11 protein-coding genes are annotated in these 17,862 nt (G+C 49.4%); 7 read left to right on the forward strand and 4 right to left on the reverse strand.

Features of this window, described 5'->3' with window-relative positions; translation table 11 throughout:
• The first annotated feature begins 349 nt into the window (after window positions 1–349).
• From Pan54_RS11865 to Pan54_RS11880, 4 genes are all read left to right on the forward strand, one after another.
• Window positions 350–2,764 carry a hypothetical protein gene (locus Pan54_RS11865; RefSeq protein ID WP_146503683.1) on the forward strand — a complete coding sequence of 805 codons (2,415 nt, stop codon included), beginning with the start codon at window positions 350–352 and terminating at the stop codon, window positions 2,762–2,764.
• 559 nt (window positions 2,765–3,323) lie between these two features.
• Complete coding sequence (locus Pan54_RS11870; protein WP_146503684.1) at window positions 3,324–5,198, forward strand: hypothetical protein; 1,875 nt, start codon at window positions 3,324–3,326, stop codon at window positions 5,196–5,198.
• A gap of 402 nt (window positions 5,199–5,600) precedes the next feature.
• Complete coding sequence (locus Pan54_RS11875; RefSeq protein WP_146503685.1) at window positions 5,601–6,911, forward strand: hypothetical protein; 1,311 nt, start codon at window positions 5,601–5,603, stop codon at window positions 6,909–6,911.
• A 16-nt stretch (window positions 6,912–6,927) separates the two neighbouring features.
• Complete coding sequence (locus Pan54_RS11880; RefSeq protein WP_146503686.1) at window positions 6,928–7,413, forward strand: hypothetical protein; 486 nt, start codon at window positions 6,928–6,930, stop codon at window positions 7,411–7,413.
• Between the two features lie 1,392 nt (window positions 7,414–8,805).
• Here the strand turns inward: Pan54_RS11880 and Pan54_RS11885 are convergent.
• The 3 genes from Pan54_RS11885 to Pan54_RS11895 all read right to left on the reverse strand — a co-directional run bounded on the left by Pan54_RS11885 (window position 8,806) and on the right by Pan54_RS11895 (window position 13,716).
• Window positions 8,806–9,234 (reverse strand): FKBP-type peptidyl-prolyl cis-trans isomerase, encoded by a 429-nt coding sequence (locus tag Pan54_RS11885; protein ID WP_146503687.1) that lies wholly within the window; start codon window positions 9,232–9,234, stop codon window positions 8,806–8,808.
• A gap of 409 nt (window positions 9,235–9,643) precedes the next feature.
• Window positions 9,644–10,108 carry a hypothetical protein gene (locus Pan54_RS11890; protein ID WP_146503688.1) on the reverse strand — a complete coding sequence of 155 codons (465 nt, stop codon included), beginning with the start codon at window positions 10,106–10,108 and terminating at the stop codon, window positions 9,644–9,646.
• A 74-nt stretch (window positions 10,109–10,182) separates the two neighbouring features.
• The gene (locus tag Pan54_RS11895) at window positions 10,183–13,716 is read right to left on the reverse strand and encodes a heparinase II/III family protein (RefSeq protein WP_165441744.1); all 3,534 of its coding nucleotides are present in this window, start codon (window positions 13,714–13,716) and stop codon (window positions 10,183–10,185) included.
• Between the two features lie 290 nt (window positions 13,717–14,006).
• On the opposite strand from Pan54_RS11895, the gene Pan54_RS11900 reads away from it, so the two are divergent.
• The 3 genes from Pan54_RS11900 (at window position 14,007) to Pan54_RS11910 (ending at window position 16,409) form a co-directional block, all read left to right on the forward strand.
• On the forward strand, window positions 14,007–14,384 hold the full coding sequence (locus Pan54_RS11900; RefSeq protein WP_146503690.1) for a hypothetical protein: 378 nt from the start codon (window positions 14,007–14,009) through the stop codon (window positions 14,382–14,384).
• A 448-nt stretch (window positions 14,385–14,832) separates the two neighbouring features.
• On the forward strand, window positions 14,833–15,831 hold the full coding sequence (locus Pan54_RS11905; RefSeq protein ID WP_242631292.1) for a DUF1559 domain-containing protein: 999 nt from the start codon (window positions 14,833–14,835) through the stop codon (window positions 15,829–15,831).
• A 98-nt stretch (window positions 15,832–15,929) separates the two neighbouring features.
• Complete coding sequence (locus Pan54_RS11910) at window positions 15,930–16,409, forward strand: carboxypeptidase regulatory-like domain-containing protein (RefSeq protein WP_146503691.1); 480 nt, start codon at window positions 15,930–15,932, stop codon at window positions 16,407–16,409.
• 157 nt (window positions 16,410–16,566) lie between these two features.
• Here the strand turns inward: Pan54_RS11910 and Pan54_RS11915 are convergent, their stop codons facing one another.
• Window positions 16,567–17,829: a DUF1501 domain-containing protein gene (locus tag Pan54_RS11915; RefSeq protein WP_146503692.1), complete on the reverse strand. Its 1,263-nt coding sequence runs from the start codon at window positions 17,827–17,829 to the stop codon at window positions 16,567–16,569.
• Between the last annotated feature and the right edge of the window lie 33 nt (window positions 17,830–17,862).

The raw sequence follows: 17,862 nt of genomic DNA on the forward strand, positions 1-17,862 counted from the left end.
CTCGTCGTCGACTCTGTGTTTGACTATTGGTTGACTTGGGGGATTGATGGACATCCCTCAAAATCAGAACCCGCAGGGTGGTTTCATCTCATCGCTCTGCGACCCAACCGACTAAATCGGTCGACGCATGGAATCACCTTTGGATCTGTTATCGAAGGTCTTCCAGTGACCCAATATCATTTTTGCACCCCGCGGAGAGTATTTCAGAGTACTGCCTTGAGGCACTCATTCCAAATCAAATGTTCTCAGGCACGTTTTTGCACCCCGAATCGACTCTAAGCTCGCTCAAATTCCTCCAAAAAACCTCTCCAAATATGCGCTTGGCTTGATTTCTGTCACGACCGAATCGATGACCTCCGAAAGCTCATCCCGTTCCCGCAGCGGCAAAGATGACCAGGGTCGCCCGTTTGCAGATTCCGGGACTTACGAGCAATTTGATCGGAACACAACCGAACTGGTCATCGATTATGGACATCTGATCGACACGCAAGGCAGCCACGAACTCCCTACGTTTTACGATACCGAAACGTTTGAATCGATTGATTACAAATCGAATGCGATTACGACAAACCGTTTCAGCCTGACAAATGGCGTCCGAAATTCGCAGTCTCAGAATGAACGAACCACATCCAGCGGCTACTCGATCACGAAGGAAGGCACGGGGCGGAATCGTGCGTTTGAAATCGTCTTCATGAACACCGATGATCAGGTCGGGTTGGATATTGCGTTTGGCTCTTACAATCAGTCTTCCGCATTCTGGCTTATTAAGGAGGAAACCCGGAATAACAATGGTCGAGTCGATCACCACTCCAAAGAAGACTCGTCTTTCAATCAGACATCCCGGAATTATATCCATAAGTTTACCCAACTGCTCTCAAGTTCTCCCGGCACCTATGTCAATTCCGTCTCAGGCACAAAAACCCGGACACTGACCAGCTATCTCGACAAAGACGCTTATCTTTCCAACTACACGGGCGGCCAGAATCAGATTCATCTCAAAGATGGTTATCAGGTCGGTTCCAAAGATGACGTTATCTACCAGATGAAGCAGGTCGATGATCCTGGTTCTGCCGGGGGGCCGAATATTGTCACGCTGCTGCCGACAACAACGGTCGATACCGAATATTCCTTCGGCGGAGATTTTGATGGGAGCGGCAGCATCGATGCCGGGGGAACGGTCAACTGGACCAGTGTGACTTCCGAATCGCGCAGCAACGGGAACGTCACCCCCGGCAACAGCGACTGGGATGCCAGTCTGACGTTGGAGGATTATCTGGGCAGTGGATTTGGTGGCACTTTTGCCTACATCCCGGTTGATGCTTCTCAGGATCTCATTCAACTGTGGCAAAACGATTTCCAGGCTCCCATTCTGGACGGACTCCAGCAAGTCGATCCGCACACCCCGGCACACGCCGGCGGCCACAGCAACGATACGCAGTTCGTGACCGAACAATCCAACGGCAACCACAACACCAACTACCAACTCAATGGGGCATACCAAAACCTCGACCCCAACACGACCATCGACTTCGAAACCCCCTGGGGATTGCTTTCGGGTTTGAAGAATACGGAAGAAACCTCAAGCAGCGAACCTGCTTCAGAACCAGCCGAAGGAGAAGGTACCGAGGGTGATGGGTGTGATTGTGCGTGCGAAGGGAGTGAGGGAACTGCAGGTTCAGTCGAAGATTTGACGCTTGGGATTTTCATAGCCTTAGACGATGAAGGGAATCAGGTTGGCTGGATTTTGGCAACAATTCTTACAGACGAGGATGGGAATCCAAACTTGGATGATGACCAGGATTATTTACCGGATGAAATCCTGCAAATAACCGACATGGAAGGTAATCAAAAAGACGACCTCGACTATTCAGAAACCGACTTACACGACTTCACGACCTTCGGAGAAGTCTACGGCATTACCAAACCTCAATTTGAGCAAGTTGTCGCTCAACTTAAAGCAGATTACTTAGCAAGGAAAGAACGGAATAAAAATTATCAAATCATTCCAATAAAAGATAAAATAGATTCCAATAGCAACAAGAACGGATCCCTTGAGGTTAATCTGAACCCGATTAACCCATGGTTGTACCCGATTTATTTTGATCCACATAATGATCCGAATTTCATGGCCGAACCAACGCAATATCATTATATTGCTGGAGGTATTTACTGGAGATTAGGTTTCAAAGGCATAGCAGACGGTGTAACACATGTTGGCGACAGACTCGAATTATGGGCTACTGATCCACTCACTGCGTTTTATTATTCGACAGGATTTGGGGGACTGGATCAGGCCACAGAGTTTGCAAACGGTTGGGAAGATGTTCCTGCTTATGAAAAATTGGATACAGGAATTCAAACTGGCCTTGCAGTAGTCACCGGAACAGTCGGACCTAAGCTTTCTAAGTTATCAAAGATAGTAAACAAAACTGAGAATATTAATGAATGTGCAACCCCAAGGAGTGGAGTGCCGAATCGTCCGCCGAAAACGGTCTATCATCAAGGCGATTTAGCAGATGGGGTGTCTCCCCGTCGCCCGCTTTCAACGAGTCCGGATACAGACTTGGGACATTACCATCCAGACGGGGATTTGTACCGATTCGATATTCCGGCTGACGTATACGATCAGTGGATTCTTGAACGTTCCATACAGCCATTCAATGATTTGCATCTGCCATCAGGCCAAATACGACCAGAAATCAGGATCATGCCGCCAGCGTCTGGCCGTATGAATGAGTTTCTCGTTCCGAGAACCGGGAGATAAGGTATGGAATATTGTTGCACTGGATTCAGGAACATGCTCGCGTGTGCTGGCGAGCGGGGAAATGCAGTTGTTGTCTGGGTCGATTCAGGCGGTGAGTTGCGTTTCCTTCATCAATCGCGGGGTGTAGCGTTTGAGGATGAATCGAAATTGAAACCAGCAGAAATGGATGTGGTAATAAACATCTCGGCTGAAGTGGGTATGAGGTACTGCCCGACTTGTGGCCGATTGCTGGAAAAATTAGTAGTCGAGCACCGAGACTTCTACTCGAATCTCGCTAAGGAACACGAGAAGTACTTGGCGTCTATGCCAAAATTTTAATCGCAGGGTGGCCAAACCGAGTTTGTCGGTTGGGTGCTGAAAGCACAAGATGTCTCACCGTTCGCTCTCCTTGCTTATGGAGCGGCAATTGATCTTCAATCTCTAAACCGAGAGGCCCGTTCTGATGTTTTGTTGCTTGAGAACGTGACGAAGTCCATCTGCTTCTAGTCGTCGACTCAGTGTTTGACTATTGGTTGACTTGGGGGATTGATGGACATCCCTCAAAATCAGAACCCACAGGGTGGTTTCATCTTGTCGCTTCGCAACCCAACCGAAAAAATCGGCTTCCGGCAGCACGACACGCACGTTGACTGCTTACACAGATAGGGAGTTTGTTCTTTCGAATGACCATGGGGCACAGGTTCAGGTCCTGATTCAACACAAAGATGGATTTCAACTCGACAGCCAATCCAACTCGACTACTCAATTCGTCCAGAAACAGGAAGAGTATGATGATGACATGAATCCAACTCTTGTCTCGACGAATTTACCGGCTCAGACCATGCATTCTGATGAGTCCAGCGGTGGAGATTTTGACGCAAGCGGAACGATTGATGCCAGTGGAAATCTCGTCTGGAACACTCTCACCAGCGAGTCCCGGTGGAATCAAACGACAACACCGGGAGACACCAACTGGAATCCACAGACAGCAATCGAAGGTTACTACGGCGACGGGTTTAACCAGTTGCAATCTTACCTCGGCCCGGTTTCTCATGAAGTATACGTTCCCTGGGATGAGGGAGTCGGCGGCGTTCTTGCGGGAATGCAAACTGTCGGCCTGCACAGCCCCGAATACGCCGGCGGCCGCAGCAACGATACGCAGTTCGTGAGCGAACAATCCAACGGCAACCACAACACCAATTATCAACTCAATGGGGCATACCAAAACCTCGACCCCAACACGACCATCGACTTCGAAACTCCCTGGGGATTGCTTTCGGGTTTGAAGAATACGGAAGAATCTTCAAGTAGCGAACCCGTTGAAGAACCAACCGAAGGCGAAGGCACCGAGGGTGAGGAGTGTGATTGTGCGTGTGGGGATGGACTATCGCCTACACTCACTGCGATTCACACCTACGAAATCTGGGACGATGGCGGCACGCCCGAATTCCCGGATGACGATGTCCTCATCGGCTACGCCGTCACTGAATTCTATGGGGAGCCATGGGGAAACACGACCATCTATGACATGGATGGAAACGAAGTCGAGCCAGATGAAAACGGCGAATATCCACCCCAGTATAACGCCCAAAATAGCGACTGGAGATTGATCAATGAGGAGAATATTGGAACAAGTGGTTCACCATTCGATTTAGAATTGTCAGAAACAGGAAAGAGAGTGGTTGAAGCGGCAAAAGTATTGGAAGATCATGTAAATGTGATTCAAAGTATTCGCGCGAAGATCAGTGCAATTAATGAAAAGTTACCTAATTCAAGAGGTGAAAGAAGGAAACCAGAAAATCGGGCGTTGATACTGGAGCGGTCAGAACTGCAACGAAAATTAGCAGTCGAATTGTTCTCTCAGGCATCATCTCATAAACAACTACGAAAAGAATTATTTGATCACTGGAAGTCAACGCTAACCGAAGCTGATTTTATTACCACAACAATACAGGCATTCCCAGGCACCTATCCAAGCACCGTAACAGCACCCAAAGATCCTCCACCAGAGTGGACACAAATCCCTGAATCGGAAGATGAAGCATGGCGAAATGATGCGATTGAATTCTGGGGATATGCATTAATCGAAACAGCCACTGGTGAAATTGCGGTTGGACTTGTCATTCGAGTCGGAAGCAAATTAATTCCCATCGGGAAAGTTGCTGTTAAACAATTTGCAAACAAAGCTGATGAAATCTTTGACTGTTTAAAACGAATTCAACTGGAAGTCGATCCCTCGACTGTTGGGATGAGTGGTGGTAATATTCGGATTAAATTGGGCCCAAAAGGAATCGAGTTTCCGACCTTTCGCCTCGGTGACTCAATTACTACAGCATTACCGGATGGTTCTTATCCTCGTTGGTTCGCTCGGGAATGTCACTCCCGGCAACAGCGACTGGGACGCCAGCCTGACGTTGGAGGAATAGGGAAGAGTTCAAACGGCTGCTGTCAATAGCGACATTGAAATCATTGATCCATGCTGGCAAAAAATATGAGCTGCCCACAGAGGAATTGGAGTTGCGATTGAATGAACTACTTGTGAGTACGAAAAACGTTTGATTCAAAGCAGGCTAGCCCGACCGACTTTGTCGGTTGGGTGCTGAAAGCACAAGATGTCTCACCGTTCGCTCTCCATGCTTATTGAACGGCAATTGATCTTCAATCTCTAACCCTCGGCCCCCTACTCGCCCAACTCAATGCTACGCTGCAGCCTTCGGGGGGCACGGTCAATCCGTATCAACTGACGATCAATACGACCGCAGTTCAAGCAAGTGGCTCCACCCCCGTATCTCTGGACAGCATTTTGTCCGAACCGGTCTACGATCCCAATCACGTCGGCGCAGCCGCTGATGGCGGTTTGATCAACCGAGAAAATCCCGACTTCGACTGCCTCCCCACCAATGCCAACCTCCCGGCCGCAGCCAAGCAACCGCATCAAGAAGCCGACACATCCAGCGAACCAACCGAAGGCGAAGGCACCGAGGGTGAGGAGTGTGATTGTGCGTGTGGGGATGGACTATCGCCTACACTCACTGCGATTCACACCTACGAAATCTGGGACGATGGCGGCACGCCCGAATTCCCGGATGACGATGTCCTCATCGGCTACGCCGTCACTGAATTCTATGGGGAGCCTTGGGGAAACACGACCATCTATGACATGGATGGAAACGAAGTCGAGCCAGATGAAAACGGTGAATATCCACCGCAGTATAACGCCCAAAATAGCGACTGGAGATTGATCAACGCAGAGAATTTTGGCACAATCGGCGGAGCACAAGCAATCGGTAACGCTTTGTCGAAAGAGCAAAAGAAACCGGATTATCAGATCAGTCAAGTTGCGTCTGCAGTCACAACTTTTGCAGGCACAGTGGCTCAAGTTCTCTTAACAGGAACCGTTCCTCTGGCAGAGGCAGGTATAAAATACAATAAGATCAAGGAAGAGAAAGTTGGTATTGCTGAAATTATTATCGTTCACAGACTCGACACGGATGTGTACATCGTCACCAAGAAGAAGAACGGTTCAATCGTAAGTTCAAGAGTCATCAGAGACCGAACATTGGCAGAAGTAGAAGCGATGACAGCAGCCGATATGCTGCAGATTGCATCAACAGGGGTTGCCGATGGTCTCGAAAAAACTGGCGGTGCTGCGGTATATGCAGTTATGCTTTTCCTTCCCTTTGATGAAGGTTATTTTGTCTTCAAAGGAGTGCAATACTTATACAAAGGAGGTAAGCTACTCAAGAAAGTTGGAGACAAATATATTGAACTGGCTGGAGATGAGTTAAAACGCAGTGTAAAAGCAATTAAAGAAAATGTGGAGAAAATTAAAAATTGCTTAAAGCCGATTGCGTCAAATATCATGAATGGCAATCCACAGTTGGGAAAATTGATCCGTGATGTTGATGGAATGGCAGTTAGTGCCTCAGAGAAAGTAAGGTTACTGACTGAGGGGGCTGGAAAAATTGACGGCATCACGTTCACACGCCTGACTGACGCCACAGGAGCAAAAGGTATTTTCAAAGGGTCACCCATAGGTAGTGGACCAATGAAGGGACGCTCCCCAGTTTTAGCTGTTTTAGAGGATGGGAGAATTGTAAGAGGTTTCGACAAACCGCACCCGTTCGGCAAACCTTATTATGTGATTGATTTAAAAGACCTCAGATAGTCAAGGGAGACGCTGAATGCAAAATGATTCAACTTTTTTCGAGGAAGCAGTAAAGCTCTGCAATGACGCAAACCCGCATGTATCTCGCATTGCTGAGAGTTTGTACCAGTGTATGTTGACCAATAATCAAGAAAAAAATCTGTCGCCCATTGGTAGTTTCAATATCCTTTATTTCTTTCAAGTTGTTATTAGACTCTGGTTCTCCCAGCACACTACTATTGAATTGGGTCAGACGAACTATCCATATCCATGTGAATCCATTTGCGGTTGTATTTGGCCGTCAAATGAATCTGGGAGAAATTGTATGGTGGAAGGTTTTATAGAAATCGTTAGATCGGATTCTGTTCCTGAGGGCAGCGATTTCGATGTTACTTACGCTACAGAAATCATTGCGTTGGTATTTGACAACAATGGTGAATTACGGGAATTACCCTTCTCATTGGAACCAAGCGAACAAGATTTTGATTATTGGCTATCTGGTTTTAACACCGATCAAACGTAGTCTAAAAGTACTCTGTCTATAACTGGTTGGCCCATCCGACCTTGTCGGTTGGGTGCTGAAAGCACAAGATGTCTCACCGTTAGCTCTCCATGCTTATTGAACGGCAATTGATCTTCAATCTCCAAACCGAGAGGCCCGTTCTGACGTTTTGTCGCTTGAGAACGTGACGAAGTCATTCTGCTTCTCGTCGTTGACTCTGTGTTTGACCATTGGTTGACTTTGGGGATTGATGGACAACTATCAAAATCAGAATCCGCAGGGTGGTTTCCTCTCATCGCTTCGCGACCCAACCGACTAAATCGGTCCGACGCATGGAATCACCTTTGGATCTGTAATCAAGGGTCCTCCGGTGACCAGACATAATTTTTGCACCCCGCTGTGAAGTGGGGAGTATTTTCAGAGTACTCCTTCCATACTCTGTTTCCCATCGAAAAGTTCCCAGGCACATTTTTGCACCCCGAAATGACTCTGAGCGCGCTCAAAAATCGCCAAAAATCTCTCCAAATACGCGCTTGGATTGATTTCTGTTAACCATTGGGTTCCAGGTTCGAAAGAGTGTCAATAGGTGACGGGGGCACCATTATGGACTCGAACTATTGCAATACCCTACCAATCAACGAGTTATGGTTTTAAACGCGCGCAAAGTGGTTCGAACGGCGTGTAAAACGGGGAGGGCTTGTTCAATCGGAATCGGACTGCTCCTGTGTATAATGGTGCTGGAGACTATTATTACTCCCCACCAGACAACAACGCTAACGGCGTATGGGACTCCCTTGAGTGGAATTAGATTCTTATGCCGGTATGACACGGGCTGACTTAGTCACATTTAAAGAGGTCGGGGAACTACAAAATCATTTTGAGTTCCCTAAAATCCTCGTCCAGCCCCGGCACACATCAACGAGAACCTGTCAAGAAAGACGATCCACCGCTTCTTTTTGATTTGCCGAAAGACATCGCCGAACAGAACCGTTTTCCGAGAAACACCCGGAGATCGTTGCTTGGTTACTCAAGGAAATGAACGCATTCCGCAACCCATAAACGCAAAAAACAAATGAGGCTTCAAGCTTTGATGGCTCTCCCGTCTGGTACGGGGTATCAGCTGTGATCAACTCACGCCTCAGAATGCGATGCGTGGACAAGCCGCAGTCCCGTCTTACATTCGATATTCCAAATCGATACGATAGCCTGCGCGAGAACAACCAATGAGTCGCTTGAAAACGCTGCTTTGACTTGCCGTTCTATTTTCTGCTTGCACCCTGTTCGCGGAGGACAACTCTGTCCATGTTGATCAGCCGAATGCCCCAAGTCCAAAATCACCAGCGGAGTCTTAGAAACGAGCCAGGTTTTTCCGTGCAAGGAGTCGCGACACGGCGTGTCATAGTATCAGGTCACTCAAACGATTTCGACAAGTTCAACATCGAAGCTGAGTGCTTTTCCTGCGAGCGGGTGATTTCCGTCAACTGTGATCGACTCTTCGTCCACCGCAGTGACAGAGAACTGCATGACTTGGCCGTTCTCGTTTTGCGACTGCAGATCCATGCCGACTGTGGGTGTCATGCCATCGGGGAGACGGTTCCGCGGCACGACCTGAATCAGTTGTTCGTGCCGAGGGCCGTACGCTTCTTCCGGTGGTATTGTGACTGATTTCTTGTCGCCTACAGCCATCCCTTCAACGGCATTGTCGAAACCGGGAATCACCTTGCCACTCCCCAGTGAAAACTCCAGTGGATCCCGACCCTCAGAACTGTCGAACTGCGTTCCGTCTTCGAGTTTTCCCGTATAGTGAATCCGAACTGTATCGCCTGATTTTGCTGCGTTCATGTGGTGCTTCCTAAATAGTGTCGTAGCATACTCGTCGAAAGTGCCAACAACAACATTGGCAGATCCAAGAGATCGTACGCCCAGATATGAAACTTGATGGTTATGTGGCAGCAAGAAAGGTCTGATAACACTTAATCCCGCTGCGGAGCCTCATCATATTAGCCCGATTTATAAACGTAAACTAGTTGTAGCAAATACAACGTGGGCCTTCAACTGGCGTATCGATTGTGCGTCGGTTGCATCAATCTCAGCCAGAGTAATCGCAAACTCGAGGTCGTGTAGTATTGGCAGGCTGAGCAATCCTGCCAGACGGGTTGTGCAAACGATATTTCTGATAGTATCTGAGATGCGCACAATCGGAACTGTCTGGTCTCCCGGCGGCATATGATTCACTGAAGTGTGTGGTCGCTCATAATTGTACCATGCCTGAAAATCCCGGCCGATCAGATTCGGAGACTTCGGGGTGTTTTTTGACGTAACAATTCCTCGCTTCGAGCACCTCATCGAAACCTTTCTGAAACTTGCCATCTTTGCCTCGCATGATGATCGTATGTTTGAGTTCGACATCATCGCAGTTCTGCAGAAAGCACTTCGCCTGCTGGCTCATCCAGGCTGCATCCGGATTATTGGTCGCCGGTGAGATCCAGATGCGCCTCGTTCCGATGTGGATAAACAGCAATTGGAACAGGTCTTTCATCCCAGTGATCGCCCATTGGGGTTTGACCAGAAAATCGCACTGCCACATCACATCGGCATGCCACTGAAGATACGCATCCCAGGAATCGGCATCTCTTCGCGGTTGGGGATCATGGCCAGCGACCTTTAGGATATTGCTGATCGTGGAGCGGGAAATGTTGTAGCCGAGTCTCTTCAAGCGACCTTCGAGTAACGTGTAGCCCCAGCAATTGGTCTGAAATTTCTATTGTTCATATCCACATTCGATCCCAGCTACTTCACGACTTTGACCTGAACGTCGTCAATCACAATTCGACCCGAGTAGTTGTGGAATTTGAGATACAAGGGGATATTTTCCCAACCCTTCGGCAGGTAACTGGAGAGTGTCTCAGCTGAACTGATGGTTAACTCAGCTGACTGATCCCCTAGATTGTTTTCGTCGTCTGAAAACGAGTAGGCTTTCGCAACCTGTGGGGCGGTTCCCTCACCGGCATGCAGGTAGACTCCCATGTTGATCGGGCGGTGATCCTGGTGCGGGAAATTATGAAAGTGGATGCGGATTGTTTTGCCGGGAGCGATGGCAATAGGCTGCCCACGTTCATCTTTAAGTATTTGTCCAATGAATCCTCCTTGGTGAATCGCAACGACTTGATTCCCGTTTGGTTCTCCCTTTACTCCAACCTGATCAGCAGGCCAGGTCCCCGTCCCATTGAGAGAGTTTGAGTCCCAGCCTTCGATGGTGCCAGACGGCTTTTCAATCATAGGCTGCTCGAAACTCGCATTGTCGAGTCCGATTGGCGAGTCACCGAGACGAGAGGTGCGTACTTTGGCAAAGCGTTCGGAGATATTGGGCTGATACTGCGTGACTGGTATACCTCGGGAAGCGGCAACCGAGTTGTCTCCGCCTGTCATTTCCAATCGGGCATATTCGTGCCCTTCTCGATCTTGCGAAACTACGGCGACATCCCCTGAGATCTCTTCTCCCCTGAAAGGTGTTTGCTTACTGCCAGGCGTTCGACGAAGAATAGAGTCCATACCACCATCACTACGTCTCACTTCAAACTTGATTTCTCCCGGATTGACTGAGGAACTCACATGGACAGACTGGACGGGCCAGTCGTTTTTGTCAGATTGCATCTGGATGATCCAAGCTTTCGTAAAAGTGTTTTCAGCCTGCCACTCGTAGGTTGGGACATTCCACGGGTCCGCAGTTTCACCATAAACTCGCCATCCCAGCAATTCTGGCTTCTCCTGTCCACGAATCACGCGGACCGACATATTGTTGTCGGGGTCGACAGGCAGGACCTGCATCGCTACCCCCCCACCGACTGCTCTGAAACTGTTGTCTATCTGACTGAATACCGGATTTGCTGCTGCAAGTTGCCACGGGTGTCGCCAAGTTGTGGGACGATTATCGGCGGGTTCAACAGTATCGATCACAACGTAGTATCCGGTGAGTTTTGGATCGGTTCCTTTCATAAAAATGACCTGCCGGACCCACTTCCCCTGGTAGTGCATTCCTGGTTTGTGCCAGCCATAGGTGAAAGAGCCTTCCCCGTACCCAAAATACTCATCGTTCTTGAAACGCCGTTCAGGTGGATTAAATCCAATCGCTTTTTCCTGCTTCCAGTGCGGGATGCTGTTCTCCTGTGCCCAGTCGGGTGAAAGCACGTTAAAGGAGAGAGACTTGCCCGCGTGAATTGTGTTACCCACACCGCTGTAGGCACCACGCCCCGCGTTCTGGAGAAGCAGGTGAGGACCGTAAGCTGCGTAGATATTCAATGCATCCATTTTGCCATGACTTGCCCCCCACGGTCCCGCTCCAAAGAAAAGGTACTTTTCGTCAGATCCCCAGCCTGTCCGGAACACATAATGCCCCGCATTCGGAAAGTACATCGAAGGTGACTTTGGTGATTCCCCTTCCTTTCCACCAGTCGCGAAGAACTGATAGTCCAGACGCTCTGGAAAAATCTCGTAGGCTTCGTTTGCCAGATGTGTGATCGGACTCCAGCCACCATCGTTCAGATCGACATTCCCGAAGTCTGGACGAGTGAGAGCCAATGGATGGTAATACATCTCCGAAATAAGTTGCTCCATTTTCTTGGGAACTGTGCCTCCCGACTTCTTGACATAGAGATAGAAGTCTTCCAGTCCCTTGATGGTGGCCCAGGCGTAGCCGGAGGAGAGACTCACATGGCTCCCATCGGGATGAAATTGAACATCCATCACCTTGTTGATGCGCTCCCAGCCAATGCGGCTCCACAACGGGGCTTCGTCACACATTTCGAACAGCATACTGCTTTTGGTGAGAGCCATTGCTCCGTGGAATCCAGAATCGTCCCACTCCTGAAAGATCGTCGGATTTGTCAGCAGTCGGCACTGACGGATAACACCATCGAGGTAATGGAAAATCGCTTCGTCGGAGAAGGCCTCAGATTTCCTCATCACTTCGAACATCTGCCACCATGTCAGTTCCAGTCGTCTCCCGATATTGCCCGTCCAGAGCATGTGCTCATTGATAACCGAACCATCGATGACATCGAGTTGCCCACCAAGGTTGGGATTGTTGTAAAATACTGTTGGTTCCTGTTGGACATAGTCTATCACTTCTTCTGCCAGTCGCTTTGCATATTTCTCTTCCCCAGTACGGTTCCAGGCATGAGTCATAACAACCCAGTGGTAGTGGCGCGTGAGAAAGCCAGGATCACGATCCCACCGAGGGAGTCCGTTATTGCGACAGAGTTCCCCTGGATTGCTGAAACCGTGGAACCAACTTAGCTTTGCATAGATACCATCGATGGCATTATCGGAAACCTCCCGCCAGTTAGCCTCTTTCCCATGTGAGGTCGCTCGAGCCATTTCGCGGTCGTAGTCGGGACCGGTCGGACTTTGGCGTGTGCGGAAATAGTCGATAAGTCGGGCCTTTGCCTGTTCCATATCACCAGCATCTCGTGCCGCTTTCACGTCGGTCATTGTCGGGTGATCATAGTTGAGGTTCGCCATAACGAACTCTTCGGCAGACATCCATGCTTCGGCATCGTCGATAGAGATGGTGCGTACTTTGATGTCTGAAAAAGTGGTCTCGACTGGTCGTTGTGCTCGTCCGTTTTCGCGAGTGTAGAGACCAAGATAGTTATTCTCGGTGAGAGGGCGTTTCAGTCGCCACTCTGTCACGAATTCACCATATTCCGTTTTGGCTTCAGGGTCTGCATATTTGAAGAGTCGAAGCGGACGGTCACCATGTTCGACAAAGAACCGAAGTCCTGTCTGATCCCCCCTCGGGATCGCGACGATTTTAAGAAAGTACGATTGACTGGCTTGGCGAGTGCCAATGTTCGGGATTCCGTGTTCAGAACGTTGACGTCCCCAGAAAGAAATCGTTTGACCGTCCAGGATGATGGTGAAACGGTATCTGTCGGCAAATTCCTTCAGTTCAAGAAGGACCTTGTTGTCTGTAGAGTCGTAACGGTCGGGATTGGATTCTGGAGATGACATCCCCAACACGATGCCCGCATCGATATCAGCAGTTGCACCGTCATCGTTCTTGACAGGGTCTAACTGTACTGAGAATTCCAGTGCCTTTTCCATGGATAGAGAGTGGTTATGCCGTAATTGTGTGCTGAATGTTCCGCCCTGTTGAGATGTCACGGTGATGGAATTTCCCTCAACCGTGACTCGCTCTGATGGCTCGCTTTGGAGTAAGTGCGGAGAGGTGGCTTCATTGGACTTCAAATCATTACCCCAGAGGAATGTCACTTGAAGCCAAATGAATATCAGCCCTATTGTTTGAAGACAGTGTTGATTCATGTCTAATCCTGGTGCTTCACATTCATTGAGATAATCCAGAATGTAATGGACTCTGCCGTTTGCTCTGAATTTTATCTTGTTTGAGACGCGTGTCATTAAAAGTAAAGAGCACACATCTCGTGCTACCGGTGTGTCATCGAGGTTGAATTCAGTGGGGAGGTTGTCGCCTCGGTGCCAAGCTATTGTATCGAAGTCTACCTATAATACTCAATCTGGCGAGCAAGTTCCTGCTGAGTCAGTGAAGCCAGCATGACGAATAATGGATGCAATGTCCCAGGCATGGAATCACCTTGAGATCTGTTATCAAAGGTCTTCCGGTGACCGAACTCGTGGAGATGGAGTGGTCGCTGGCTGGCCTGTGGGCGATGTCGCTGTACGCGTTGCCGCAGATTTTAGCGGGTAGCAATGAACCGGCGAGGTTGAGTTGTGCTAGTGTGTTGCGATCATTTCGACGAATCATCCGGGACTGGTTGCACCCGCTTGAGGAGCAGGCGACCTTGAAAGTTCGTCTGCCAAGTGCAGTAATCGACACGTATGCTCGCAGCAGTAAAACGAACCGTGGCACACCGCGAAAACGAACGAGGATACCTCCAGGAATCCCCTCCCTCATCCCCGCCAGCGATTCCCGGAAAATGACCGCAAAACGACTGAGAATATCAAAATCATAACAGGGTTAACGGCGTTTGGTGGTGCATCAGGCCTCCAGACCGCAGTTTCTCCAATACGATACGTTTTCCAACCAGGTGATTGGGTGAGCATTCTAGCCAAATAGCCACATGGTATACAGAGTAGCCCGGAGGTTGCGATTGTCATTTGCTGCTCAAGGAAAAGCCATGAGTTGGAACTGAATGGCATATTAAATGCTGTTATCAATTTAATAACTTTGATTTACCGTGATATCACATCGGTAATTGTCCATATCGTTGATTAACAGACTGGTTTTTCACGAAAGCGTAATGGTTTCCAATGTTGTGGATCCGTTGAAGCCAAATTCAAATGTGCAATCTGCTTGTAGATTAAGCATTCTCGCATCGAGGCGTTGCGACCGAGATTGCCATGGAGTGTCTCGATTGAGCTGTATTTCATTTTTTACCAATCTTTTCAGGAGTACTGCAAATGATGTTGACTGAACTGAACCGTCCATCGCTGAGAACTCGTACACGTGGATTCACGCTCATTGAACTACTGGTAGTCATTGCAATCATCGCTATTTTGGTCGCTTTATTGCTGCCAGCTGTGCAACAGGCCCGAGAAGCGGCCCGCCGTAGTTCCTGCAAAAACAATCTGAAGCAACTTGGTCTGGCACTGCACAATTATCATGATGTGCACAATGTGTTTCCGTATTCAACGGCCAACTCGTCGTCAAATGGTGGAACGCCGACCGGTACGAATGTCCTCAATCAATCCGGCCACGTTCAGCTGTTACCCTACGTTGAACAATCAGCTTTGTACGATCAGTACAATCACAGCTGGGCGTATGGAATACGCAACGTGAGTGGGGGTGTTGTAGCCGGGGGAACAGATCCGGCCATCAACACGAATCTGAATCTTTCAAAAAATATCATCAAAGTTTATCTGTGTCCGTCGGATGCAGGCCCACAGGTTTACGCCTCTGCGAGTGACTACTACGGATGCGGCGTGACTGATTCGGTTCGTACCACCTATGGTTTCAGCGTCACTCAGGGCAATGGCGGTACTTTATGGACAGCCCTTGGCATCACAACGCGAGCCATGTTCGGAGTTAACTCCCGCAGCAAAATGCGTGATCTGGTCGATGGGACCTCCAACACGGTTGCGATGGTCGAAACGACTCTCGACGTCGATGATGGCGAAACGCAGTCGTGGGGCTGTTCATCACACGTTGGACAGGGTGTGAACCTGACAGCCTCTCGGGGGATCAACAACTTCCGCTGCTGTGGCTGGCGGACACCACCAAATGCACAATACCAGTACGGTCGCAACGGTGAATGGGGGGAACCCGGTTCATTGCATCAGGGCGGTATTCAGGTCGTGATGGGTGATGGAGCGGTGCGTTTCATCTCCGAAAACATCGACGCTACCCTCCGCAACCGACTGGCCTGGATCAGCGATGGTCAACCACTCGGCGAATTATAAAACGGCTCCGTGATTCCTGCCACAAACTGTCTGCGTTGTCTTCTGGTCAACGTAGACAGTTTTTTCCGCTTCAAATCTTTTTCCACAAAAAGTGACCCATGTTGTACTTTGCTTCACGAGAGATGAACTGTATTGCCGCTCTGATATGCCTGATGGTGTTGACTGCCGCTGGATGCGGTGGTGAAAACTCAAGTAACACGCCCGAACTTTTGATACCGGTGACCGGAACGGTGCTGCTGGATGGAGAACCGCTGGGGGGAACGGCTGTGAAGTTTCTACCCTATGGCGAAACTAAAGGAAAAGGCGGGTTTGCGATTACCGATGCAGCGGGCAAATTCAATGCACAGGATTATTCGATGGCTGAAGGCATTGAGCCAGGCGTTTATAATGTGACATTTTCAAAAATTGCGCAGCCCGATGGCAGCCCGATTCCCGAGGGACAGTCGGCAGCAGATGTCGGGGCGTTGGAAATTTTGCCCACGCATCTGACGAGTATCAACCCCGATAACATGAAATACATGCTGACAGTCGAATCCGAACCGATCAGTATCGATTATGAACTGAGTTCAAAACGTTGATCCCAGGTTTGACACGACAAGCCCTCAGCGAAGAGTGTTGCGTTAGTGAATCATGGTCGCTGGGATATGATGCGGAGCCGATGGAGTTAGGGTGAAAGAGATTGTGCTAACAAGGCTTAGTGAGTTCGTCCGAGCTGTAATACGTTGAGGGCAAACACTACATAATGAGCTCGTGGATCGGGCTGTGGGCAGGATCAGCAAGAGGGAGTTCGCGACCGTTGATATTAAAGGAGGAGGACGAATCGAGGCCAACCGCAGAGAGGTATGTGTGAAACAGGTCTCCATGATTCACCTCCCGATCAATCACCTGCGTCCCGTTCTCGTTGGTTTTGCCAATCACGGCTCCTGGCTGAATCCCCGCTCCCCCAAGGCAAATTGACCACGCAGTACCCCAGTGGTCGCGACCATAGCGGACATTGATTTTTGGTGTTCGTCCGAACTCAGACATGACTACGACCAGTGTTGAGGAGAGTTGTCCTCTCTCGTGCAAGTCGTTGATGAGACAGGAAAAGGGTGTATCGAATTCGGCCAACTGTTCGAGGTGAAAATTGAAATTTTCATTGTGCGTATCGTAGTTCTTGTGAGAGACCTGCACATAAGGGACATCGTTTTCAAGCATCCGTCGAGCCATCAGACAATGCTGTCCGAAATCATGTTTTCCGTAGCGGACGTGATCCGCTTCTGGTTCCTTGGCGAGGTCGAAGACTTCACGACGATCCATCAACTGCATTGCTTGTTCGTAGCTTTGAGTGTAAAGATCCGTCTCTGCAGTCCTGCGCATCGAGAGGAATCGTTCATTGGCCCGCCGTTGAAAGGCGTGCCTCATTTGATCTGCCTCTGATAGCAGAGATTCGTGACGTGTGGAGTTGGCGGGGGGCTTCCCATCAGCTCCCACACTGGCAAAACGCGGGCCGAGGTAAGCAGCATCACGACTACGTCCGCCGCCGGGGATACGGATGTTTCCAGGCAAAGGACTGTCGGATCGTTCAAGAGATCGAGCAGTGACGGCGCCTAAATGTGGGAACTCAAGACCAGGCATTTGGTTACGACCGTATTGCATCTGATACGCCCCTTTGCCGTGATCGCCGTTGCGTGTATTGATGCTGCGAATCAGGGAGAGTTTGTCCATGTGCTGGGCTGTCTTTGGCAGCAGTTCGGAAATGTGAATCCCCGGTACAGCTGTCGGTATCGCACGAAATGGGCCGCCAGTGTTTGTCATTGGCTTGGGATCCCATGACTCAAGCTGACTCACTCCTCCCGACAGAAACACAACGAGCATCTGCTTATTCTGCTGGGAGAGCCCCGCTGTCAAACTCTGAGGAAGCGTAGCACCGAGACCGAACGCTCCTCCCATGATGCCTAGAAACCCTCTTCGGGCCATTTGGTGTTCGACACTACCACACATTGTGAAGGACTTCATCGTGCATTTCCCTATTAGTGAATTCTAAACCTC

Origin of the sequence: Rubinisphaera italica, from assembly GCF_007859715.1 — a bacterium.
In the GTDB taxonomy this organism is placed as follows: domain Bacteria; phylum Planctomycetota; class Planctomycetia; order Planctomycetales; family Planctomycetaceae; genus Rubinisphaera; species Rubinisphaera italica.